The sequence below is a fragment of the Allomesorhizobium camelthorni genome (genome assembly GCF_011045125.1).
In the GTDB taxonomy this organism is placed as follows: Bacteria; Pseudomonadota; Alphaproteobacteria; order Rhizobiales; family Rhizobiaceae; genus Allomesorhizobium; species Allomesorhizobium camelthorni.
The window spans coordinates 23,200-44,225 of sequence record NZ_JAAKZF010000025.1 but is presented as its reverse complement, the minus strand read 5'-3'; the positions used below and the strand labels follow the sequence as shown (position 1 = coordinate 44,225).

The 21,026-nt window shown below is 61.1% G+C and carries 21 protein-coding genes and 2 pseudogenes; 6 read left to right on the top strand and 17 right to left on the bottom strand.

The features are described 5' to 3' along the window. Window positions 1-229 precede the first annotated feature (229 nt). Together G6N73_RS17845 and G6N73_RS17840 are read right to left on the bottom strand one after the other, a co-directional pair. Window positions 230-706, bottom strand: coding sequence for a hypothetical protein (locus G6N73_RS17845; RefSeq protein WP_165029940.1), 477 nt, complete (start codon window positions 704-706; stop codon window positions 230-232). 283 nt (window positions 707-989) lie between these two features. Further along, on the bottom strand, window positions 990-1,220 hold the full coding sequence (locus G6N73_RS17840; protein WP_165029938.1) for a hypothetical protein: 231 nt from the start codon (window positions 1,218-1,220) through the stop codon (window positions 990-992). Window positions 1,221-1,535: 315 nt separating this feature from the next. Between G6N73_RS17840 and G6N73_RS17835 the strand changes: the two genes are divergently transcribed. The 3 genes from G6N73_RS17835 (at window position 1,536) to G6N73_RS17825 (ending at window position 7,462) form a co-directional block, all read left to right on the top strand. Then, window positions 1,536-2,705 carry a TlpA disulfide reductase family protein gene (locus tag G6N73_RS17835; protein WP_206078925.1) on the top strand — a complete coding sequence of 390 codons (1,170 nt, stop codon included), beginning with the start codon at window positions 1,536-1,538 and terminating at the stop codon, window positions 2,703-2,705. Between the two features lie 654 nt (window positions 2,706-3,359). Next, window positions 3,360-6,848, top strand: coding sequence for an autotransporter domain-containing protein (locus G6N73_RS17830; protein WP_165029936.1), 3,489 nt, complete (start codon window positions 3,360-3,362; stop codon window positions 6,846-6,848). Window positions 6,849-7,090: 242 nt separating this feature from the next. Then, window positions 7,091-7,462 carry a hypothetical protein gene (locus G6N73_RS17825; protein ID WP_165029934.1) on the top strand — a complete coding sequence of 124 codons (372 nt, stop codon included), beginning with the start codon at window positions 7,091-7,093 and terminating at the stop codon, window positions 7,460-7,462. A 290-nt stretch (window positions 7,463-7,752) separates the two neighbouring features. On the opposite strand, the gene G6N73_RS17820 is transcribed toward G6N73_RS17825, so the two are convergent. The 10 genes from G6N73_RS17820 to G6N73_RS17785 all read right to left on the bottom strand — a co-directional run bounded on the left by G6N73_RS17820 (window position 7,753) and on the right by G6N73_RS17785 (window position 15,177). Beyond that, window positions 7,753-8,442: a DsbA family protein gene (locus G6N73_RS17820; protein ID WP_165029932.1), complete on the bottom strand. Its 690-nt coding sequence runs from the start codon at window positions 8,440-8,442 to the stop codon at window positions 7,753-7,755. Window positions 8,443-8,725: 283 nt separating this feature from the next. Beyond that, window positions 8,726-8,998 (bottom strand): phospholipase effector Tle1 domain-containing protein, encoded by a 273-nt coding sequence (locus G6N73_RS38620; protein WP_165029930.1) that lies wholly within the window; start codon window positions 8,996-8,998, stop codon window positions 8,726-8,728. Window positions 8,999-9,128: 130 nt separating this feature from the next. Then, entirely contained in the window at window positions 9,129-10,103 is a 975-nt protein-coding gene (locus tag G6N73_RS17810) for a hypothetical protein (protein WP_206078924.1), read from the bottom strand. Between the two features lie 42 nt (window positions 10,104-10,145). Next, entirely contained in the window at window positions 10,146-10,520 is a 375-nt protein-coding gene (locus tag G6N73_RS36350; RefSeq protein WP_206078923.1) for a S26 family signal peptidase, read from the bottom strand. A 2-nt stretch (window positions 10,521-10,522) separates the two neighbouring features. Next, entirely contained in the window at window positions 10,523-10,738 is a 216-nt protein-coding gene (locus G6N73_RS17805) for a DNA-binding protein (protein ID WP_165029928.1), read from the bottom strand. A 184-nt stretch (window positions 10,739-10,922) separates the two neighbouring features. After that, window positions 10,923-11,246, bottom strand: a complete 324-nt coding sequence (locus G6N73_RS17800; protein ID WP_165029926.1) for a DUF736 domain-containing protein — start codon at window positions 11,244-11,246, stop codon at window positions 10,923-10,925. A gap of 702 nt (window positions 11,247-11,948) precedes the next feature. Then, the gene (locus G6N73_RS17795) at window positions 11,949-13,490 is read right to left on the bottom strand and encodes a ParB/RepB/Spo0J family partition protein (RefSeq protein ID WP_246252186.1); all 1,542 of its coding nucleotides are present in this window, start codon (window positions 13,488-13,490) and stop codon (window positions 11,949-11,951) included. After that, window positions 13,487-13,687 (bottom strand): ParB/RepB/Spo0J family partition protein, encoded by a 201-nt coding sequence (locus G6N73_RS37000; RefSeq protein WP_246252184.1) that lies wholly within the window; start codon window positions 13,685-13,687, stop codon window positions 13,487-13,489. The genes G6N73_RS17795 and G6N73_RS37000 overlap by 4 nt, the downstream gene beginning before the upstream one ends. A gap of 99 nt (window positions 13,688-13,786) precedes the next feature. Next, window positions 13,787-14,215 (bottom strand): DUF2958 domain-containing protein, encoded by a 429-nt coding sequence (locus G6N73_RS17790; RefSeq protein WP_165029924.1) that lies wholly within the window; start codon window positions 14,213-14,215, stop codon window positions 13,787-13,789. Beyond that, window positions 14,212-15,177 (bottom strand): ArdC family protein, encoded by a 966-nt coding sequence (locus tag G6N73_RS17785; protein ID WP_165029922.1) that lies wholly within the window; start codon window positions 15,175-15,177, stop codon window positions 14,212-14,214. Before G6N73_RS17785 ends, G6N73_RS17790 begins: the two co-directional genes overlap by 4 nt. A 493-nt stretch (window positions 15,178-15,670) precedes the next feature. Between G6N73_RS17785 and G6N73_RS17780 the strand changes: the two genes are divergently transcribed. From G6N73_RS17780 to G6N73_RS17770, 3 genes and pseudogenes are all read left to right on the top strand, one after another. Continuing rightward, on the top strand, window positions 15,671-15,949 hold the full coding sequence (locus G6N73_RS17780; protein ID WP_165029920.1) for a hypothetical protein: 279 nt from the start codon (window positions 15,671-15,673) through the stop codon (window positions 15,947-15,949). A gap of 332 nt (window positions 15,950-16,281) precedes the next feature. Continuing rightward, a complete protein-coding gene (locus tag G6N73_RS17775; RefSeq protein WP_165029918.1) occupies window positions 16,282-16,953 on the top strand; it encodes an FkbM family methyltransferase in 672 nt (223 codons plus the stop codon). A gap of 243 nt (window positions 16,954-17,196) precedes the next feature. Next, window positions 17,197-17,796 (top strand): annotated as a pseudogene (locus G6N73_RS17770) (carbonic anhydrase); the annotation flags it as partial. 59 nt (window positions 17,797-17,855) lie between these two features. On the opposite strand, the gene G6N73_RS17765 reads toward G6N73_RS17770, so the two are convergent. The 5 genes and pseudogenes from G6N73_RS17765 to G6N73_RS38615 form a co-directional block, all read right to left on the bottom strand. After that, a complete protein-coding gene (locus G6N73_RS17765; RefSeq protein ID WP_165029914.1) occupies window positions 17,856-18,113 on the bottom strand; it encodes an Lrp/AsnC ligand binding domain-containing protein in 258 nt (85 codons plus the stop codon). 276 nt (window positions 18,114-18,389) lie between these two features. After that, window positions 18,390-19,682 (bottom strand): nodulation protein NoeE, encoded by a 1,293-nt coding sequence (gene noeE / locus G6N73_RS17760; RefSeq protein WP_165029912.1) that lies wholly within the window; start codon window positions 19,680-19,682, stop codon window positions 18,390-18,392. Window positions 19,683-19,809: 127 nt separating this feature from the next. Continuing rightward, window positions 19,810-20,028 (bottom strand): annotated as a pseudogene (locus G6N73_RS36995) (GNAT family protein); the annotation flags it as partial. Between the two features lie 321 nt (window positions 20,029-20,349). Continuing rightward, on the bottom strand, window positions 20,350-20,772 hold the full coding sequence (locus tag G6N73_RS36345) for a ParB N-terminal domain-containing protein (RefSeq protein WP_206078922.1): 423 nt from the start codon (window positions 20,770-20,772) through the stop codon (window positions 20,350-20,352). Further along, window positions 20,765-20,956, bottom strand: a complete 192-nt coding sequence (locus tag G6N73_RS38615; protein ID WP_425484110.1) for a DUF2285 domain-containing protein — start codon at window positions 20,954-20,956, stop codon at window positions 20,765-20,767. Before G6N73_RS38615 ends, G6N73_RS36345 begins: the two co-directional genes overlap by 8 nt. Window positions 20,957-21,026: the final 70 nt, after the last annotated feature.

The following is a 21,026-nucleotide window of genomic DNA, read 5'->3' as shown; positions in this document are numbered from 1 at the left end:
TCGAGCGCTGACAGCGGCGAGTTTGGCGACCGGATTTGTTGCGCGACGCGGGGTGCAAAGACGGCGGAACGTACAGCCAGCGCGACCGGGAAACGACGTGAGCGGCGGCTTTCGACAAGCCGCCGCCCGGTGTGACTGGCTCATTCCGAGACGAACAGCGGCCGCACCTTGGCCCACTGATCGGCGGCGTGGAAACCGCCGCGATTGGTGTAGCTTTCGGCCGGGAATTTCAGCCAGCGCGGCAGCCATTTGTCGATTTTCTGGCGACCGTTCTCGCCCGACAGGCAATCGCGGATGATCTTCTTCTGCGTCTTGACTTCTCGGCGACGTTGCCGTCCGCGACGTGTTTGCCGGCCAGATCGGCCAGCATGGCGTTGGCGATTTCCTTGTCACGCAGGAGATCGAAGAAGGCACCGTCCGGCTGCCACCATGCGCCCGTATCGACATTCAGATGGTTGCCGAGCGCCTCGATGACGGCGCTGCCGGCTTCGAGCATCTCGGCCATGACTATGGTCAAAACGCGCATGACATCGGTCTTCGGAGAGCGCCAGCAAGCGGGCGAACACACGCGCGCCGTGGCATAGTCGTCGCCATTGCCGCCGGCGATAGTGCCGCCTTCATCCAGCGCTCCGAACAGTGCCAAAACCTCACGCCGCTGCTCGGTGAATGCGGCTTCGGCCTTGCAGCCGGCAATGCTTGCGGCCACCGTTTCAAATACCGGCGCGCTGCGGTTCGGGACGCACCTGCCACAGACCGGAACCGGTGATGGCGTGCGCCACCATCAACCGCAGGGCAACGCCCGGATGGTCGAGCATGGCCCCGCGCAGAGCTCGTGACACTCGGCCTGGCCGTGATGCGAGACGGCGATGAAGACCTTGCCGCCCTTCTTCTTCGGCGTCTTCCCTGGTCCCATGGTAGAGATACTGCCCCGGTTCCAGCACGACCGCCTCGCCCAGCCGACCTCCAGATAGGCATCGCGTCGGCAGCAATCACTTCGTTCTGCTTTTTTCCCAGAACATGCCGGCATCGACGAAATAGCTGTCGTCGAAGAGACGCAGACGAAGGCCGACAATCGGCCTGGGCTCGTCCAGTGTGTAATTCCCGTTGAGATGATACCGCTGGCGCTCCCGGATCGAGCTTGAGCGTCTCGTTGATGATGATCTGGCCTGCGGCGACCTCAACACCGAGGCGCTTGGCATCGATGCATCGAACGGCGTCATGCGGCGTGTCGTACGCGCTCTCATGGTGATGCGTGTCCAAAACCCGACAGCGGCAGAAAACATGTCAGGTTCAATACAAGCGGCCATCTGGGCATTGTGGAGGTTTCAAAGCCTAATCATGCGCTTACTGGGCGCTGAGCGCGCTGGCACGGCCTTTGCAAATTGACATGCGGCAACACTGAGTGAGGGCTGATTGCATGCAGGACGCGCAAGACGAGCGATGCTCTCTCTTGAACCCGTGTGCCCCGTCTCTGAGAGGGAAACAAGCTCGCGCATAAACAGGCGCAACCTTTGGCAATAGCTTTGGAGAGCTACATGGTGCTGCAGATGGAGTCCCCGGCTCCTTCGATCAAAGTGGAGAACTGGCTGCGTGGCGAGCCCCTCGCGAACTTCCAGCCCGGCAAAGTGTACATCGTCGAATTTTGGGCAACTTGGTGCGGACCATGTGTGGCGGCGATGCCCCATCTGGTGCAGCTGCAGGAGAAACACAGGGACAGCGGACTTGAGGTCGTCGGAGTCGCGGCACATGAAGCCGCTCCAACGGCCGTTGAGGCCCGAACCAAATTGGACGCGTGGTTGACCGAAAAGTGCTCGAATCTGAACCATCGGATCGCGTTCGACCACACAGGCGAAATGAACAAGCTTTGGATGGAACCCAGCTTGGCTGTCGGGATTCCGACCTCGTTCGTTGTCGACCGAGACGGACACATCGCCTTTATCGGTCATCCGATGGAACTCGATGAGGTTTTGCCGAAGGTGCTTAACGGCAGTTGGCGCACCAGCGATCAAGCGAAATCCGCCGTTGCGGAGCGGATCGCCAGAAACGAACCCCTAGCGCGCGAACAGGCGTTGAAGAAGCCGATCAATGAGAGATATTGGGCGGCGGTGAAGACAGAGGATTGGAAGACGGCGCTCTCGGCAATCGAAGAGGGCATCGCCTTGATGCCGGACGACATCAATTTCCGCCAGGCTCATGTGCATCTGTTGCTTCACAGAACGCACGACATGCGCACCGGTTTGCCGGTCATGCGCCAATTGGTTCGCGACGCGATCGACAGAAACTCCGAGCATTGGATGATTGTGGCGCTAGACCAACTCTTCCATCCGAACCTTGACCATTCGCGCTTTCCGTCTGCTGAGCGCTTCGCGATGGGCAAGGAGCTGTCCCAACACATGCTGGCACTCAATCCCCCGCAGGGCGACGGCCGTAAGTTCCTGTTTTATCCGGCGGTCGCCCGGTACCATCATGAGAGCGGCAACAAAGATCGCGCGATCGAGTTGATCGAGCTGGCGCTGAAGTCGCTGGACGGTCCAGAGCCTATCGCGGACGGACTGAAACAGCACCTTCTACCGGATTTGCTGCAGGCCCTGGCCAACTACAAGGGTGAGAAGGTTTGTCACGGCGCTCTCTGTGCGGCTCCGAAAAACAATGTCCCCAAAGTGCCAAGGCGCAGCCGACCGAGGAGAAAACATAAAACAGGGTGATAGTCGGAATTGTTTGAGACGAAATGCAACCTGATCCTTATGCGTACCGGGTCCCGCTGGAGCATGGCTGATCGAAAAATTTGCGTCCCATAAATAGTTGCGCGAATTGGAGGTCAGTCGCGAACAGGTGACGTCCTCTGGTGCTCGTCTGAAATTTGCCTGAGCGCCTCGTCACCGCCTTCCTTAGCCGCCAACCCGCTTAAGGAGGCAAAGCCGCTCCGAGCCCGAAAGACAGGTCACTGGATTGGACCACCACGTACCACGAGTACGTCCGCCGCGCATTCCGTTGTTGAAGAGCTTCGCGAGCGCATCCGGCAGCTCGAGGGCGGGAACGCGCGTGTCCGTGCCGTGCCGCCGTTCGGCCTGTCGGCGATCGACGGGGTTCTCCCTGGAGGCGGGTTCGCGCTTGGCAATGGTCCGTTCAGCACCTGGTGGACCGTTCGCGGCTGACCGTCAGGTTTTGATGTGAGGGCAGAATTAGCCGGGCAGATAAGTTTTTGATGTGAACGGCGCAAAGCCCGAGCCCAGCTTGCGCAATCGCCTGGTCCGATCTTTTGAGCGCACCGACCACATCCGAAAGGCCGGCGGCCTCCTCACGGCTTTCAGGGGATTTTGATGAAGCAAAGCAGTCAGGAACAACAGAGGACAAATGGAATGACGATGCAGACGGGTCGAGATGTAGGGGGGAGCAAAGGATCACGGTTGGTGAGCGCCGGAGCCGTGCAGGTCAGGGCCGCGCCATGGCGTGCTCGTCTAGCCAGGTTCCGCTCTTTGTCAATGCGCAGTACCGCCGCGGTGCTGTTTGTCGCGGCCGCTTCGTCCGGGGCGTTGGGGCAGGACAAGCCACCGTATGTCAATGCCGACGGAACCGGGACCAACGATCTGGAAGCCGCCATGCAAAGCTGGCGCGATGACCCAGAATTCCAGAGCAATTGGGGACTGAAGGCAATGCACGCCGACGGTGTCTATGCTTTGGGCTTTACCGGAAAGGGGATCAGGATTGGTGTGTTCGATTCCGGTATTCGATCTAGCCATCAGGAGTTCGGGGATGGACGGCTTAATCTCATTGACGTCAAAGGGTTTTCCACGGACGGGAAACAATTTGCTATGAGCGGCGAGTACAATCCAGAAATCAATGATGATCATGGAACTGCCATGACCGGACTGGTCGTCGCGAGCCGCAATAACAAAGAAATGCACGGCGTTGCTTTCGATTCGCCGTTCTATGTTGCCAATACGGGCGGAACCGACGCTCTGGAACAAGGCTCCAACAATCCAGCCCTCGACTTCAACTTCTTCAAATCAACGTTCGATGCACTTGGCGAAAAAAATGTAAGAATGGTCAATGAGAGTTGGGGAAGCGGTTCAGCTATTCCTTCAGAGAATAGGACAGGTAGCATTTCCGACTTGGTTTTTGCCTCTAGGAATTTCTGGAAGCTGCGGACTGTAGGAGCCAAAACTTGGCTTGATGCAACAGTCGATGGGGTCAGACAGCATGGCTTTGTTCAGGTGGTCTCCAACGGCAATAATAGCAAGTCTGCCAATCCTGATTTATTTGCTAGCCAGCCGTTTTTCAGTCCGGATGTGGAAAGGAAGTGGTTGGCTGTTACCGGTTACGACGAGACCGGCAGTCAAGTTTATCATAAATGCGGCGTAGCAAAGTGGTGGTGTATCATGGGCCCCTCTGGCATGACCTCGACCACGACAGACGGTAAATACATGGATAATGCCAACGGCACATCGGCATCGTCCCCAAACGTTTCAGGGGCTCTTGCCCTTGTCATGAACCGATACCCCTATATGAGCAACGAAGAGGCTGTTACAACGCTCCTCACCACAGCTCAAAACAAAATTGCTGATCCGGATCGCAAAGTGCCTGAACATGGCGTTAAGACCTATGACATTCTTACCGCGGTGAAGAATAGCAACGATCCGGTTCCGAATGAACTTGGCGGCTGGGGGCTTCCCGACCTGCAGAAGGCGATGGCGGGTCCCGGCCAGTTTTTTGGGCCTTTTGCGGCAGGCTTGCCGAAGGGCATGTCCGACACCTGGGAGAACGACATTTCCGATGAGGCGATCAGAGCCCGCAAGGATGACGATGTAAAAGAACAAGCAACTCTGCGCCGGCTTTTACAAAATGGCCAACGGGAAAATGGCGAGACATTCACCGAGGACGACAAAAAACACCTGAAGGAGCTCATCGACCTTCGCGAGAAAGCGATGCTGACTCGCGGCAAGGATCCGGTGACAGGCAAGACCTATGTTGGCAGTTTGGAGAAGCTTGGCGACGGACATCTCGTTTTGGCGGGGAAGAACACCTATGAGGGCAGCACTTGGGTACGCGGCGGCAAGCTGTCGGTGGATGGATCAATCACCTCGACGGTGACGGTGGATGGCAGCGGCATTGGTGAAGAGGTTGAATACTATACGCCGCAGGGCGACAAGCGAACCGAACAGGGCACGATCGGCGGGACGATTGGCGGCACCGGCACGATCGGTGGATTGATCGCAAAAGCGGGCGGGACGGTTGAGCCGGGCAGTGTCGCGCAGCCAATCGCCACGCTTAAGGTTGGCAATGTGGGTGTTCGCTTTGAGAAAGGCTCGACCTATGCGGTTGAGGGCAATTCGCTGGGCGCGAGCGACCGGATCGAGACCACCGGCACAGCCACGCTCAATGGCGGGACGGTCGAGGTGCATCCGCAGGCGGAGGGAGGACGGCTTTATCTGCCGAAGGAGCGCTATCAGATCCTGACAGCGGTCCGGGGGGTGAATGGTCAATTCGACAAGACGACCTCGGACCTCGCGTTTCTGGATCCGTCGCTTGATCACCGGACCCATGATGTCGGACTGACACTGACGCGCAACGACGTGGCGCTGGCCTCGACAGCGGCAACGGCGAACGAGACGGCGGTTGCGGTGGCGCTGGAAAATGCCTTTCCCCTGACGCCGTTGCTGACATCACACGGCAAATCGACCCCGGCGGGAGAGCCTCAGACGGATGCAACGCCGAACCCGGCGCCGGCCGTGCCGGTTGCCGAGGCGCCGCCACCGCCCACTGTACAGGCGCTGCCGGCCGCCCCGCTCGATCTGCTGCCGCTTGCCATTCTCAATTTGAGCAAGGGCTCGGCCGGCTACGCCTGGGTGCCGCTGTCGGGTGAGGTTCATGCGACGGTGAAGGGTGCGCTGACAGGGGAGAGTTCTTATGCGCGCGATGCGGTGACGGAGCGTCTGCGCGCGGCGTTTGACGGGGCTGGGGCCTCATCCGTGCCGGTGATGGCCTATGGGCCGGACGGGGTGGAGCCGGCTCCCGCCGCTACGGATTGCTTTGCAGTGTGGGGCCAGGCCTATGGCGCCTGGGGAACTGCCGATGGGGATGGCAATGCGGCCGGTTATCACCGCTCGGCGGGCGGCTTCTTGGTGGGCGGGGATGTCTCCGCTGGTGATTGGCGGCTAGGCCTTGCGGGCGGTTATGGTCATTCCTCCTACGAGGTCGATGCGCGCGCCGCATCGGCCGAAGCGGACAATTATACTCTTGCCCTTTATAGCGGCGCCCGAATCGAGGCGTTGTCTTTGAACTTTGGCGCGGCGCATAGCTGGCATTCGATCGATACCCGCCGGGGGGTCGTCTTCCCAGGCTTTGCCGACTCGGTGACGGCGTCCTACGATGCCCGTACAGCGCAGGTCTTTGGCGAGGCAGGCTACGAGCTGAGCTACGGGTTTGCCCGCTTCGAACCCTTCGCCAATCTGGCGCATCTGCATCTCAAGACGGATGGCTACCGGGAGGAGGACAAGAACGGCGCCGGCTTGACGAGCAGCAGCAGCAGCAGCGATGTGACCTACACCACGCTGGGGCTTCATCACGGTAGCGACTTCGATATTGGCGGCAGGGCCATCAAGGCGCGTGGGACGCTTGGCTGGCGGCATGCCTTTGGCGATGTGGTGCCGCAGGCCACGCATGCCTTCGCCGGCGGCCAGAACTTTACGATCTCCGGCACGCCGGTCGCCAAGGACGCTGCCATCGTCGAGGCCGGGCTAGACTTCCATCTGGCCGCCAACGCCAGTCTCGCGGTCTCTTATGAGGGTCAGATCGCGTCCTCTGTGCAAGAGCATGGCGTCACCGCAAAGCTTGGCGTGCGGTTCTGATAGAAGTGGAGCGCACAAGCGGACGTGCAGGGAATTCCGACGCTCACGGGTGTGATGGGGGATTGCCTGAGGAGGCGAAACATCGCCAAAGCCACGGAGGAGGATCGGCGGCAGCGGCGGCATTGTGCTCGGCATAGTGACGGCACCGACCTTGGCTGTCATTGGCGTCAAGGCCGATGCTGCCTTTGTCGATCTGTGCACGCGCTCCCGATTGGAATGCCGAAGAAGACGGCGCCAGATCCATGACGAGGCGCCGGGACAAGACGGTTTATTCGCCAGCCCTCTATTCGGCCCTTCTTTCGGCGGCATTTTTGGGCTCGCGGCCGGCCTCGGCTCTGGCGCGGTTTGCCGGGCGTCTTCTCAGCACCACATCGGCTGCACTGCTGGTTATCGAGCCCGTGGCGATCGAACTGGCGCGCGCCCAGCAGACGGGGCCCGGCATTGTCGCTGATCCGAATGCGGCGGCCGGTGTTCGCCCGACGATTGGGACAGCAGCCAATGGCGTGCCGATCGTCGATATTGCCAGGGCCAAAACAGGGCGGGCCTGTCGCACAATCGATATCAGGACTTCAATGTCGGAACGCCCGGCGCCATCCTCACAACTCCATCAATGAGGTGTCGCGCTCACAGCTTTCCCTTTGGCGAGGCTTTCGGTGAAAGACTCCGACAGCAGGACGGGAACACCAAGGCCGGTTGAATAGATGGCGAGCAGCGCGATCCCGTTCGACGCGGTTGAGGAAAGCGCGCTGAACGTGAAAAGCAGGCTGCCGATGGAACGGGTGTGGTCCGCCGGCTACGGCGTTGCCGACCATATAAGAGATATAGCCCGGCACGAGAGGCAGGAACGAGATTGCACCGGCCGGCGGTACTGTCAAAATGCCGCTGTTGAAGATCGGGCACCCTATCAATCAACCCTTGGGCTTTTTTCGCGCGCTTGGGCGATGGAGCGTTGCAGCGTGGGAAAGTCGATCAACCCAGGGATCACTTCGTCGCTGACCACCAACGCCGGCGTCCCGAAGATGTGCAGATCGCTGGCGAGCGCGCGATTGCGCGCGAGGGCGTCTGCGATGGCCGGATCATCCATATCCCGCTTGAGCTGCTCAACCTCGATGCCCACCTGTCCTGCGATAGTCAAAATGGAGCTTTCGCTGAGCCGACCGCGAGAACCCATAAGGGCGAGGTGGAACGCCTCATACTTTCCCTGTTTGCGGGAGGCGAGCGCCGCCGCTGCGGCGAATTTGGAATCCGGTCCCAGGATCGGATACTCTTTGAACACAATCTTCAGCTTGGGATCGTCCTTGACGGCTTGATGGACGACAAGGGCTGCCCCCCGGCATTGCGGGCAGTTGTAGTCGAAAAATGTGACCAGAGCGACATCGCCTTCCGGATTGCCAACAGTTGGCGCAGCCGGGTCGTTGAAGAGTGCGTCGCGCCGCTCCGGAATGAGCATCCGCAACTCCGCCGCGAGCAGGCGACGGTGTTCGCTCTGGCGCAGCCAGTCTATGATAACTGGATAATGTAGGGCTGCCAGCCCGAGAAGAAGCAGGGCTAGGACCGAAAGAGCGATCAAGCCGGCTTTTAGCTTGTTAGACATGCGTCAGACTCCAATCCACAGTGAACGGCAGGGCCGCCAAGGTCGCCGCAAGCTCTGTGCCAAGCAGCGGCAGCGCGAGGAACACGCAGGTTTCCGAAATGGATAAGGGCTGCTGGCGCTTGCCTTCACCGAAAGAAGGTCCGCGACCATTTGAGGAGGCTGCTCAGCGTCATGCTCGCCGGAAAGCGCAACAACGGTTTGCCACGCCGCTTCGATGGGGACTATCTCCCATTCACGGCGGAATTGATCACGTCGCCCTGCGCACGACAGCGGCTCCGTCCCACTATCCAGGCGTCGACGATGATGGCTGGTTTGTAGGACTTTCGACATACGGGACTGCGTTGAGTTGATGAGGCTGCGGCAGCCCAATGACGGTGAACCAAACCCGCCACTGCACGGACTGTGCAGGCCAGCGGCTAAATCCAAACAGGAATATGGCATCTCCTTCGACGTCATGCCGGCAGCTGAATTCGCAGGCGTCGGCAATTTCAGCGTCGAGCCCATATCCGGTTGCGAGCTCGACACCGATTTCATGTTCTGTCGCCAGCGGGTCCATGCGTCGCTGACCCCGATCGTGAGCGCCGCGCCGCCTGCAGACCCCTTCCATCCAGCTTGACGATGCGGGACTGATGACGACGCGCCGCTGCCGCAAGGCGGCTAAGCGGTTGTTCGGGACTTTCTCGAAATCAGCGAATGACCGGCTCGCCATGGAAGCGCCGGCGCGAGGGCGGCGAAACGCCGAAGCCGACTTCCATCATCAGCCTGGGCGTGTGCGCGGGCACGGTGCCCATATGGAAGCCGAACGGATCCTCGACGAAACCGAGACCGGCCTGGCCGGTCAGCGTGACCGGGCTCTGCTCGCCGTAGACGTCCAGAACCTCTTGCGCCGGATGGCCCACCAGAAGCGTCAGCTGGTGCTTGAGGGCGCGGCGGTTATGGCTGCCGCGGACATAGACATGCGGGCCGGCGCCCTCGTCCACCGGCTTGAGATAGAAGAAGAACTTCAGCATCCGCCAGTCATCGAGGTCGAAGTGGTATTTGCCGAGCGAGGCCAAATTCTTGTCGGCGTCCGAGGCCTGGCCGGTCGGGAAGCTCCACCAGACGCGCGTGGTGATCAGTTTCGCCTGACCGCCGAGATAGTGCGCAGCGACATCCATGAGCAGAGGATCGTTCTGGATGGCGAGTGCCGCCTTGCAGCCGAGAACGCGCTCGAAATAGTGGCCGCTGAGCAACGGACGGCCGAAGCGGGCCTCAGCCTGCGCATGGTCCGTCGGCATGAATTCGAGGCGGCGATCGAAATTGCCGAAGCAAGGCGTGCACCGGGCGAAGGCGGCGATCTCCTCATGGATCAATGTCGGCAGGACGAGTCCGGAAAAAAGCCCATCGGACCGCAGCGCGTCGACAACGTCCTGGCGATTGACGCCGGCAAACATCGTGTCCTGGGCTTTTTGCGACGCTCGAACCGGCTTTGCACCACGCCAGTGCATTCTCCGTGCCGGCATGGTGCGGGCGAGGACGAACATCGGAAGCCATGCCGGGTTCTCGCGAAGGTCCGACAGGTAGGTCGGAATGCGCACGGCGATGCGACGCAGCAGGCTGCCGTTTCGCGCGATCGCCTCGAGGCTTGTAGCGCCGGATTTGTCAGGGCTTATCGTGGTCATCAGGGTCCTCGGGTATGAATGCGATATCAACGAAGCATCGGTTTACGCTCCGTCATTGTTACCCAAACCCGATTCCCGCACCGGAAGGACACCTAACCGCGCGTCATGTTTTGTGCAATGCACAACAACCTTATCCGCGACAGCGCAGACGGTATCGCCGTCGAGCGCGGCGACGCGTTTGACCAGCGGCACATTTGCGGGCAGGTAGCCCCGCTCGGCCGCAAGCTGACGGATGTGTCGGGGCGCGCGGGCAAGCACCAGATCGCCACGGGAAATGGCAGCGTCGGGATCGACCCGGTAGAGCCCGAGAGGCGCGCTTTGCGAGCCATTCCAGACCAGGCGCGGGGTTGGGTCGCCGATCATTGACGCGCCAAGGATGGCGAGCCCGACGCCGGTCAGAACAAGGGCAGAGCGCATGGTTAGCCCCTCCCCGCGCCCGATTCACGCGCATCGGTGGTTGCTCCCTTGCCATATCGGAGCGACCATTCGTCGAGATCGTCGATGTGATAGCGGACATAGCGGCCGTGCTTGCGGAAGCGCGGACCGCTTCCGGCCGTGCGCATCTTTTCCAGCGCGCGGTTGAGGAAGGGGCTGCCCTTTTTAGCGCGTGCGGCGCGCTCGTTTTCGTTGTTCATGATTGATCCCTCGTCGAGACAGCGGGCGGCGGCGAAGGTCGCCTCATCACGGCGAGGATCGGCGAACGAGGCCGGCTTGAGGACCGGCGAAAACACGGTCTGGGGTTTTCGCCGCCTTTGCGCGAAAGTCGGCAAGGCAGGAAGAAGGCCCCCGCGCAAGCCAGGCGCGGGGGCTTTTGGGCCGTCAGTCGGCCGGGTTCCAGATCACGGCGAAGACTTCCTCCTCGTCCTGGCCGGCGGCGCGGCCGAGATTGGCGTAGAGCTTGCGCGGCCCGAATTCGGGGGCGGCAAGGCCGAGCGAGACGTATTCGTTGCCCGACTGCTCGCCCGTCCTGATCCAGCCGGCTCCGATTTCCACGCCGCCGGTCACGACCCGGAAATCGGGCTGAGCATCGGTGCTCTTGGAGCGGTTGGGGACGATTTCGATGTCGGCGCGGATCGAGAGCGTCCTGATCTGGCCCTTGTATCCGCCGGAAGACTGCTTGGTGACGTATCCGATTGCAGGCATTGCTTGATCTCCTTTTGCCTCGCCGGGGACCATTCCCCTGCGATGCGCGAACCGTCATGGGCGCGGGCCGGACCCGCTAACCCGCAGGGCCGCAGCGTCAGCGAAGGACCGGAGCGGACGGCTTTTTTGAAGCGAAGCGGCCGCGAGGAGCCCGTGCGGAGCTTGCGGAGGAAGCGGGCGGGGAAAAAAGCCGGAAGTGATGGTTTGTGCGGGGACGGCAAGCCCATAGGTTCAGCCGTTGAGCAGGGATGGTGTCCGACGGGCAAAGGAGACGATGCGGTGCCGGCGCGGAGAAAACCATTGCAACCGGTTGGGAAGACAGGGCCGGGAGGCGCTCCGTCTCACAATGACGCCGATCTCCACCAACCCTAAAGTACCGCGCTCGGCCTCCGATTTTGGTTTGGCTGGGGACACGTGGGTGAGCAAGTCGCCTGCGATGCAAGCGGCCCGAGCAGGCGGTCAGGAAAGAAATCCGGCTTGCTTTCTTGGTGTTGCCGGATCGGTCTGCGAGTTGGCAAACCATCCAGCGGCGGCAGCGGTTCCGGCACAGGCAAGAGGGTTTTGTCGGCGCAGGCGAGGACGCTACGGCTCAAAAAAGATGGCCACGCTATCGCCGCGGCGTCCGGAATCGCCCACGAATATGCGAGCGCCTGTCGGCAGGAACGGGCGGCGGAATGATCCGCCGCCCCTGCGCTTATCGCCTCATTCAGCGGCTGGCGGCGCAAACAGCGGCGCGACCTTCGCCCACTGTTCAGCGTTCCGGAAGCCGCCACGTTCGGTATAGGCGCGGGCCGGAAACGCCATCCAGGCCGGCAGCCAGTTCTCGACTTTGGTGCGCCCGTTTGTGCCTTCAGAGAAGTCGCGCACGATCTGCTTCTGTGTCTTCACCTTCTCCGAAATGTTGGCTGCGGCGACCTGCGTTCCGGCGATGTCCGCCAGCATCGCGTTGGCCACCTCCTTGTCGCGTATGAGGTCGAAGAAGGTCCCGTCGGGCTGCCAGACAGCGCCCATATCGACGTTGAGGTGCATGCCGAGGGCTTCGACAATGGCGCTTCCGGCCTGCATGGTTTCAGCCATGACGACGCTGAGCACGCGCAGCACGTCGTCATCGCAAAGCGCCAGAAGCCGGGCAAAGACGCTCGCGGTCCAAAAGTCGTCGCCGTTGCCGCCGCTGACGGTTTCTTCCTCGCCCGACTGGCCGAGCAAGGCGAGGACCTCGCGGCGTTTTTCCGCAAAAGCGGCTTGCGCAGCACAGCCGGCGAGGCTTGCCGCGATGGCCTCGCTGCCTGCTCGCTGCGGCTCCGGCTTCACGGACCAGAGCGGCGAGCCGGCAATTGCATGCGCCACCATCAACCGAAGGGCGACCCCCAAATGATCGGCGAGCACGCTGCGGACGGCGGCGTGGCGATGCAGGTCGATATAGGTCTGCATGGCGCTGGTGACTTCCGGGCGCGACGGCTTCGGCGCGGCTGAATCCTCATCGCCGCCATCCTGCTTGGATCGCGCGCGGCGCGCTTCCTTGGTCGTCAGGTACCCCTCGTGGAAGGCGACATCGCCCTGACGGGAAACGGCAATGAAGACTTTGCCGCCCTTCTTCTTCGGCGTCTTCTCGTACTCCCAGGAATGGAAATAACGGTTGGCGTCCAGAACAATGACATCGGACCATCCGGCCTCGAGATAGGCTGCCTTGCGCCCGGCGATCGCCTCGTTCTGCGCTCGCCAGAATGTGTCCGCGTCTTCGAAATAGCTCTCTTCACCAAAAAGATCGGCGACGATCTGACCGGCATAGGTGTCGAGCGGAAACAGCGCGGCCTTTGTGGAAATCGTCTGACCGCCGAGCAGCCAGGCCTTCAACTGCCCGCGATGCGGAGCATAGGTGTCGGGATTGTTGAACAGCGCCAGCCATTCCTTCTGCCGTTCCTTGTTCGCCAGCGTCAGATAGCGCACGCTCTCGGCGTCGATCTCGTCGCGGCGATAGGCGTTGCGGATGGCGGGCAATAGGTTGCCGAGCGCCAGACGGCGTTTGACCATGATTTCGGTGATGCCGAAGGTCGCCGCGATGTCGGCGACCGTGCGGCCTGCCTTGAGCAGCCGGGTGAAGGTCTCCCATTGCGAGACTTCATCCGGATCGAGCCGGGCGATGTTCTCGATAAGCGAGGCTTCGAGCGCGGCCGCATCGTCGCCCGGTTCCATGATGGCGCAAGGCAGGGGTTCCACCGACTGCCCCTCATCGGCGATGGTCATTGCGGCGTAGTAGCGCCGCCTCCGGCGACGATCTCGAACGTGTCCGGACTGCCGTTTTCGCGAACAAGCAGCGGCTGGACGATGCCGCGCTGGCGGATGGAAGGCAGGATATCGGCGATATCCGGCGCACGCTTGCCGTCTCGCATGTTGAAAGGTGAGACAGTGAGCTTGCCAAGGTCAATGTGAGCGAGTTGCATGGTGATCTACTCCTTAAGCTTTTGCTTGCGGGGTTTGCCGGCTCCGTCCGGACATCTGCCGAGACGGTGGACGGAGCCGGTTGCGCCAGGATGGCGCGGTCATCCGTCGCCGTGTTCTTGCTCCGGCGACGGAATTTCGAATTCGGGTGATTGAGCAATGCCGAGAGCGGCTGCGAAGCGGCGCAGGATGGCTTCGGCCTCCACGATGCGGCCTTTGTTGCGAGCCGCTGCGGCGTAGACGCAGAGCGGAAAGCGGCCGACGAAATGAATGTCCCGCTCGATGCCGAGGCCGAACGCGCCTTTGACGGTTTCCATCTCCGAGAGGCTGAACGAGCCAAGCTCCGGACAGCCGAAACCGAGATCGGCAAGGCCGAACAGGGTGTCGCCATCCGCCATCATTTCGGTGACGAGCCATGTGGCGGGGCCGCACGGGTCGAAGAGCTTGACGAGCGGAATGTGATCGGTTTCGGGTTGCGCCGCGCCGTTGGAAGCGAGGCGGGCGCGTAGGTTTTCGGGGATCAGGGTCATGCCGCGATCTCCTGCTCTACCGCGTCCGTGTCGACGCCCTCGCCACAACCAAGGATGAAATCCGCCGCCTTGCTGGCCTGCGATGCGGCGCGGAAGATGGCGCGGTCATCTTGGCGCAGCACGTCGAGCCACGTGGCGAGGTAATCGGCGTGACGGACGGTCGGGATGATGTTGAGGCTGGCGCAGATGAAGGCGCTGGCCATTTCCGCGACCAGTTCCTCGCGCGCATAGAGCGCCGATCCGAAGCGGCCTGACAGGTCGCGCGCGAGCCGTGAAGCGTGGCCGGTCCAGTGCCCGAGCTCATGAAAACAGGTCCGGTAATAATTGATCTGCTCATGAAAGGCGGGCTGCGGCGGCACCTGAATGAAATCGCGCGCCGGCACGTAGAAGGCCTGCTCGCCGCCGATGCGGAAATCCGCTCCTGTCGCCTTGATCAGGCGTTCGGCGTGGGGAACGATCTCGCGCTCCGGCAGTGGCTCGGCTTGGCGTGCCAAGTCATCCGGGAGTCCCTCGCATTGCGCGATGTTGAAGACGGTGAACCGCTTGAGGAACGGCACGGTCGCGGGCTCGTCGCCATCCTGCGCCGTGCGTTCGGCCTCTGATTTCGGTATGAAGCGGTCGGCGTAGCAGACGGTGGTGCCGCGTTCGCCCTTGCGGACAAAGCCACCGGCTCCCACCGCCTGCTTGAAGGTGATCCAGTGTTGCGAGGGGAAGCCTTTTTCGATGACGGCGCCCCACAGGATGAGAATGTTCACGCCGGAATAGCGCCGGCCGGTGACGGCGTTGCGGGGCAATCCGACGCCTGCCGTGGCGCGGCCCCATGGCTGCACCCAAGGGAACCGCCCCTGCTCCAGCTCGGCAACGATGCGGCTGGTTACCTCCTGATAAAGGTTCGGCCGGTTATCGTCCTTGTTCCGGCTCCCGTGTTTTCCGCTGGCGGGACGTCTGGCGGTCTGGCGCATGGCTTTTCATCCTCTCTGATCCAAGCCGCGCCTCCCCCGGAAGCGGGGTGGGCGGCGACTTGCGACCGGAAAGGCCCGCCGAAAGGCAGACCGCACCCGCGGGGCGTTGTCGTATCTGTGCGAAGGAGTGGACACGGGCCGGAACGAATGTGGAGGACCCGAAGCGAAGCGGAGGGTTGCGGCCTGCCGCGGCGGGCCTAGAAGGGAGCGCCGCCCACACCGCGCCACCGGGAGAGGCCACCTGAACGATGTCGCCGCTCGCAAGAGCGGCGTCCGCTGGACAACCCGAAGGGTTGTTATCGCCAGGGATCGAAGCCAGAAGGGCCGAGACCGCCCTGAGCAAGGCGAAGGAAGCGGGCTCGGTTCACGAGAGCCCGGCGCGCGCCATCAGGCGCGCGGGCGCCCGCCAAACGCCAACAGGACGGCTTGGCCAAAGCGGGCGTTAGCTGTTTGATCCTGTACTCGAAATCTTCGCGGCCTTGCGCAGTATTTCATGTGGATGGAATCCGATCGTCTCGGCGAGGTCGAGGAATTCGACCACGTCAATATGCCGACCTCCCGATTCGATGGCCGCGACAAACGACTGATACCGACCGGGAGCCCGGGCGTGTATCTGCGACTGCTGGATGCCAGTGCGGACGGGGTGGAGCACGACACGCAGACGCCCTGCGCGTCACCTCCGGGGAATAAGGCCGAAAAAATCGCCGCGGGTTTGCTCATCACATCGAGCGCGGAAGAAATCCTGCGCCTTCAGTCCATCCGCGAAGTGTGAGGGGGTCGGCGGCGGCGAACCCCACCGAAACCCAGGCCCCTGTCCGGCGTGCGGCATGCAAGTATCCATCGTGTGCATGCGTTTCATAAACACAATCGATTTTACGAATTCTAGAGAATAGCGGATATGAAAACGTCGGTCGGGAGAACAGGTCGATTGGGAATGCGAGCTGCCACTCGCCGACCATGTCACATTGTCCTCATGGACCGACCGGCGCGGTCGCGGCGAGACCATTCGAAACAAATCGCAGTTGGGCGCCAGCCCCGGAGTTCCGCTTGATATCCATGCCAGGGATGTCGCGTGTGCAATTGAGGCTTTTAGGGTAAAGTTCGATGGAAATACAAACGCTGGAATCGCCCTCTTCACTAAAGGTACATCGGCATATCGTCTCACTCCTGCAAAAGCCCGATCCCATCATCTTGGACATCGGCTGCAACGACGGAACCGATACGCAACGTTTTCTCAGCCTCTGCCCGAAAGCTGACCTCTACTGCTTTGAGCCCGACCCTCGAGCGGTTGCTCGTTTTAAGAAAAACATGAAGCTGCACCTGGACAAGGTGAGACTGTTTGAGATCGCGATCAGTAACCGAAATGGCAGGATTGATTTCCACCCAAGCAATGCGGATGGAAGTGCGAAGGAATGGGACCAATCTGGCTCGATACGCCGACCCAAGAATCATCTTGTCGAACATGATTGGGTTCGGTTCGATCGCCCCATCTCGGTTGAAACTCGAAGGCTTGACGACTGGTGCAGCGAAGCGGACCTGAGCAGGATCGATTTCATCTGGATGGATGTGCAGGGAGCCGAGTCGGATGTCATCGCTGGCGGCAGACAGACCTTGAGCAACACGCGCTTCATCTACACCGAATACAGCGATCATGAGCTCTATGAAGGGCAGCTGTCCCTGCAAGCCATTCTTGATCTTTTGCCTTCGTTCGAAGTGGTGACCTGCTATCCCGACGGGGTGGAGGGCAATGTATTGCTTAGGAATACGCGCCTTTAGCCCGTCCTGTTCATGAGCCTTGTGGTTCGAACGCCGCTGAGCGTCATGCAGGCGTGAGGCGTCTTTTTCACAGCAGCTGAGACTGGAACGCGTTGGCGGGTCAAGGTTTGGGTTCGGCGGGGCTTTGATGCCCCGGCGCTCATGGTGCTGCGGGCCGCAGCGTGAGAGCGATTTGTCGGAACAGGCTGGCCGCCCGCAGGCGAGCTTGAAGGCCGTGTCGGTGCGCAGTCGCCTGAGCTTGTCGAAGGGCGAGATCGTTGGCATCCTCGTAGCCGCATGCCCGGCACGCAGCAGTCGCCAGTCGACATCACCGGCGCGGTCAGGGCGGATATTCCGCGCATGGCCATCGGCTGGCGCAAGGGCGGCGGCAAGATGGTGAACAACGGCCACACCATTCAAATGAATATGCCGCAAGGCAGCACGTTGACGCCCGCAGATCGCGTTTACGAACTGATGCAGTTCCATTTCCATGCGCCGAGCGAGCACCACGTGGCGGGCAAGAGCTTCCCGATGGAGGCGCACTTCGTCCATAAGGATACGCAAGGCGACGCTCGTGGCGTCCTGGGCGTATTCCTGACGCCAGGCGCGCCTAATGCCAGCTTTGCCAGCCTGGCTGCGGCTTTTCCCGCGCGAACGGGCGAGGAGGTGGCGGTCGACGAAATCGATCCCAACGGGCTTGTGCCGACATCCCTGGGCTACTGGGCCTATGAGGGATCGCTGACGACGACGCCCTGCACCGAAAATGTCGACTGGAAGGTGACCATGGAACCGGTTGAGGTCGACGCGGCGAACGCGCGGCCGATCCGTTCACCCGGTCGGCGCTTCGTCCTTGGCCTCAGCTAAGGGTGCCCGCGACGGCATATCCAACCTGTCTTAAAGCACCGCTCGCGGAGCACTTTCCATCAAGTCGGGAGAACGCGCCGCAAGGGGAACTCGGCCTTGATCTTCTTCACACCGGGAAGCTTTGAAAGAATATTCCGGTGTATCGCCTCGAACTCCTGGATTTCATTCACTGAGACGAACAGAAGGTAATCCGTGTTGCCAGTAACGGCGTAGCATTCCTCGATTGCTGAATACGTCCGGAGAGATCGTTCGAAAAGATCGATCACACGCGAGTTGAGCGCTTCCAGCTCGATCCGGATCGGAATTCTGGTGCTCACGGAAAGCTCCTCCTGCCGCCCTGTGTCATCACGTCCAGTCGAAGCGCCGCACTTGTCAGCTGATATCCAGGCAGGTCATCGAGATCCGATGTAGCGCTACGCACCGCTTTCAACAAAGATAAGCTGTGGCTTATACGGCGATCTGGGGCCGGCTTTCCCAGACGCGGTGTGCACCGCCTTGGCTATGGCATAAGCGCCTCCACTGCCGCTTTGTCATTTCGATCAATTCGCTTGTTTCGTGGTCTCCAGTTCCACGTTCCTGCTTCCCCACGACGCTTAGACCCGCGACTCGACCGGTTCGCGCAACGACAAGGTCTGCTCAAGCCGCACGATCTCGCCGCGCAACGTCTCGATGGTATCATCGCGATCACGAATGGCATGCAGGCGCACAGCTCGATCGGCCTCCGAACCCGAGAGCGCCTGTTTCAGCTGGGCCACCATCGCATTCGCCAGCTGCAAATTTTCCTCCATGTCGGACCCGGCTGGATGTTGCGCCCTGCGAACCGTTGAGGCGCCGGAGCCCGAGGAGGTGTTCTGTCCAGCTTCCTGGACGGTGCTGTTTGGCTCACGCGCGGCAGCGGAAATGTCGAACGACGGTCCTGCCGCGGCGAGCAAATCCCACCAGGTTCGAAATACCTGACGGTATCGTTCGGTCACCGCCCGACCCCTGTCCACGATCCCAGCTTGCTGTGCGTACCGGAGTTCGTCCTCATAACCGAGCTCTATGAAAAGCTCGGCGCCGACGAGATCGGTTACTGCTTGCATTTCTTCGATGGTCAGTTCGGTTTGCCAGGCGTGAACCGAGCGTTTATCGACTCCTTGCTTCTCTAGGATTTTCCGATCCCCGAAGTTACTGGATCGGAGATAGTCCGTTTGCTCGATCGTTGCCGCTTCAATTCGGGCTGGATCGTAGCCGAGGCCGGCGATCACGCGCCGGATTTCCTCGTCGGGGCGCGCCACCAGGAGTTCGTAGCGCACCACTTGCGTCTGCCGGCGAGCGCGGTGCGCCGCCAGCGCAGGCAGGCCCAGAACGAAATCGGCGAGAGAATATGCGAGATCGAGCTGAGGCAGGCCGAGCACGAGATCGGCAAGGCAGGCCATGCTGGCTGGTGGGGCGGAGCGTTCTGACACGAACGGGACTCCCCACGTCGATTTCAGTGATGCGGCAATTGCGTAGGGATTGCGCAACAGAAGGATGTGTGGTGCTTCTGGGTAGAGGGAATCCAAGTAATCGAGCACCATCCAATAGCGCGGAGTCTTGTCTATGAAGGTGCGCTTGCCCGCTGCCGCCAAATACTGGCTGTAGGCCGCATCGGCAAAAGCGCGGCTGACGCTGGAACGATCGACTCGGCCCAGGAATTCGGAGGTCGCAGACTGAATCAGTGATGGCCCTGCTGGGTGACGGTGGTCCACCCTTCCAAATGCCTCAAGTGCCAGCATTAGCCAGGGCTCAGGCGGGGCTGCAATATCTGGATGCTTCTGGAGCAAATGCGCCAGCAGCGTCGTTCCAGACCGGGGCAGGCCGAGGAGAAAGCAGACCGCAGGCGAATTGTTAAAATTCCGGCTCATAATTCCACCTTTTTATAGCTGGGCAAGCGAACGCATATTCGCCGCAACGTCAGTTTGTTCAGTGATGACAAGAATGCGAGCGGACTACATCGAGTGTGGCGTGCCGTCGGCGCCAGATTGGGTGCCTCTCCTGCAGAACTGGATACACGGCGCCGATTGAATGGCCCGTGCCGAGTCCCTCAAGACCCGGTCGCACTCCGTACAATGCTCCGGCCCAACTGGATGGCTTCGCATTAAAGCGCCCCGTCGGCCGATGGGTTCTTCAAAACAACTCGGAAAGGTCCGCGTGGTCGCAGAGTTCCAACTGATTTTCCCGGCATAGTCTCAACCGCACCTGGGAGCGCATGCAAAGAACTCCACTTGCCTGTTGTTTTTCAAGCGCTTCAGAAGCAGTGGTTTGGGTTGGTGCACCTTAGACGGGGAAACGTCCAATCGTGATGTTGGCCAATTCGGCTGCCAGGACCCCATAGAAGCACGATTCAGATATGAACTCTTCCCGCCCTTCCTTGTAAATTTTGCCTCAACGCACTTGATGTCGGTTAAATCCAGCGTTTTCTAATAGCACTCGGCAAGATCGGTAAAATTGATTGTTTGAATGACAATCATCGGCGCTATGGATGCACGAAGGTATCCAAACCCCTCGTTGCTCGACGATCTTAACGCAAGCTCAGCTCCCGGCCGCGGCACGCTCAGTCAGATCGCAAAACGGCTTTGACAAGGCTTCGTGCCATCGCACAAGCCAGGGACGGTCACAGCCGCAACAGCGAGAACGCTTTTCTACTGGCGTGCCGCCTTTGCGGCCTGCCTTGAGCAGCAGGGTGAAGGTCTCCCAGTGGGAGATTTCATTCGGGCCGAGCCCGGCGATGTTCTCGATCAGCGAGGCCTCGAGCGCGGCCGCATCGTGATGGCGCAAGGCGGGGTTTTCGACCGCCAGGCCTTCACCGGCGATGGTCTTTGCCGCGTGGCGGCGGCGCTGTCCGGCGACGATCTCGAAAGCGTCCGGACTGCCATTGTCGTGAACAAGCAGCGACTGGGGCAGGCTGTCGGGATCTGCTTGCCAACTGGCGTCGAATTTTGTCACTTCAAACATTGAGGAAGTGCCTATAGCCGCCGCCCATCAGGTAGCGGCCGCGTCGGACGGCGCGACGCACCTGATCGCGAAGATGGCCGCCTGGGTGAGACCAATCTTGTTCGACACGCCGCCGCCCGAACAGGGCTATGGCGATCTCCTGATGGGATGCCCCTGCCAGTGACCCATCCAAAGCCTGGAGCACAACACGCACACGCCCTCCGCGGGGCTCCGGTGGAAAGCAAGCGGCCGCCAGGCGGCCGCCGCCGTGGATG

Bases quoted from the DNA above. Each gene is read 5' to 3' on its own strand.
- G6N73_RS17835 (WP_206078925.1), top strand. From the start codon at position 1,536: ATGGTGCTGCAGATGGAGTCCCCGGCTCCTTCGATCAAAGTGGAGAAC.
- G6N73_RS17840 (WP_165029938.1), bottom strand. From the start codon at position 1,220: ATGACGCCGTTCGATGCATCGATGCCAAGCGCCTCGGTGTTGAGGTCG.
- G6N73_RS17820 (WP_165029932.1), bottom strand. From the start codon at position 8,442: ATGTCTAACAAGCTAAAAGCCGGCTTGATCGCTCTTTCGGTCCTAGCC.
- G6N73_RS17785 (WP_165029922.1), bottom strand. From the start codon at position 15,177: ATGCGCCAGACCGCCAGACGTCCCGCCAGCGGAAAACACGGGAGCCGG.
- G6N73_RS17790 (WP_165029924.1), bottom strand. From the start codon at position 14,215: ATGACCCTGATCCCCGAAAACCTACGCGCCCGCCTCGCTTCCAACGGC.
- G6N73_RS17830 (WP_165029936.1), top strand. From the start codon at position 3,360: ATGACGATGCAGACGGGTCGAGATGTAGGGGGGAGCAAAGGATCACGG.
- noeE (WP_165029912.1), bottom strand. From the start codon at position 19,682: ATGAGCCGGAATTTTAACAATTCGCCTGCGGTCTGCTTTCTCCTCGGC.
- G6N73_RS17800 (WP_165029926.1), bottom strand. From the start codon at position 11,246: ATGCCTGCAATCGGATACGTCACCAAGCAGTCTTCCGGCGGATACAAG.
- G6N73_RS17825 (WP_165029934.1), top strand. From the start codon at position 7,091: ATGACGAGGCGCCGGGACAAGACGGTTTATTCGCCAGCCCTCTATTCG.
- G6N73_RS36345 (WP_206078922.1), bottom strand. From the start codon at position 20,772: ATGTTTGAAGTGACAAAATTCGACGCCAGTTGGCAAGCAGATCCCGAC.
- G6N73_RS17795 (WP_246252186.1), bottom strand. From the start codon at position 13,490: ATGACCATCGCCGATGAGGGGCAGTCGGTGGAACCCCTGCCTTGCGCC.
- G6N73_RS17775 (WP_165029918.1), top strand. From the start codon at position 16,282: ATGGAAATACAAACGCTGGAATCGCCCTCTTCACTAAAGGTACATCGG.
- G6N73_RS38620 (WP_165029930.1), bottom strand. From the start codon at position 8,998: ATGGACCCGCTGGCGACAGAACATGAAATCGGTGTCGAGCTCGCAACC.
- G6N73_RS36350 (WP_206078923.1), bottom strand. From the start codon at position 10,520: ATGCGCTCTGCCCTTGTTCTGACCGGCGTCGGGCTCGCCATCCTTGGC.
- G6N73_RS17810 (WP_206078924.1), bottom strand. From the start codon at position 10,103: ATGACCACGATAAGCCCTGACAAATCCGGCGCTACAAGCCTCGAGGCG.
- G6N73_RS17805 (WP_165029928.1), bottom strand. From the start codon at position 10,738: ATGAACAACGAAAACGAGCGCGCCGCACGCGCTAAAAAGGGCAGCCCC.
- G6N73_RS17780 (WP_165029920.1), top strand. From the start codon at position 15,671: ATGTGGATGGAATCCGATCGTCTCGGCGAGGTCGAGGAATTCGACCAC.
- G6N73_RS37000 (WP_246252184.1), bottom strand. From the start codon at position 13,687: ATGCAACTCGCTCACATTGACCTTGGCAAGCTCACTGTCTCACCTTTC.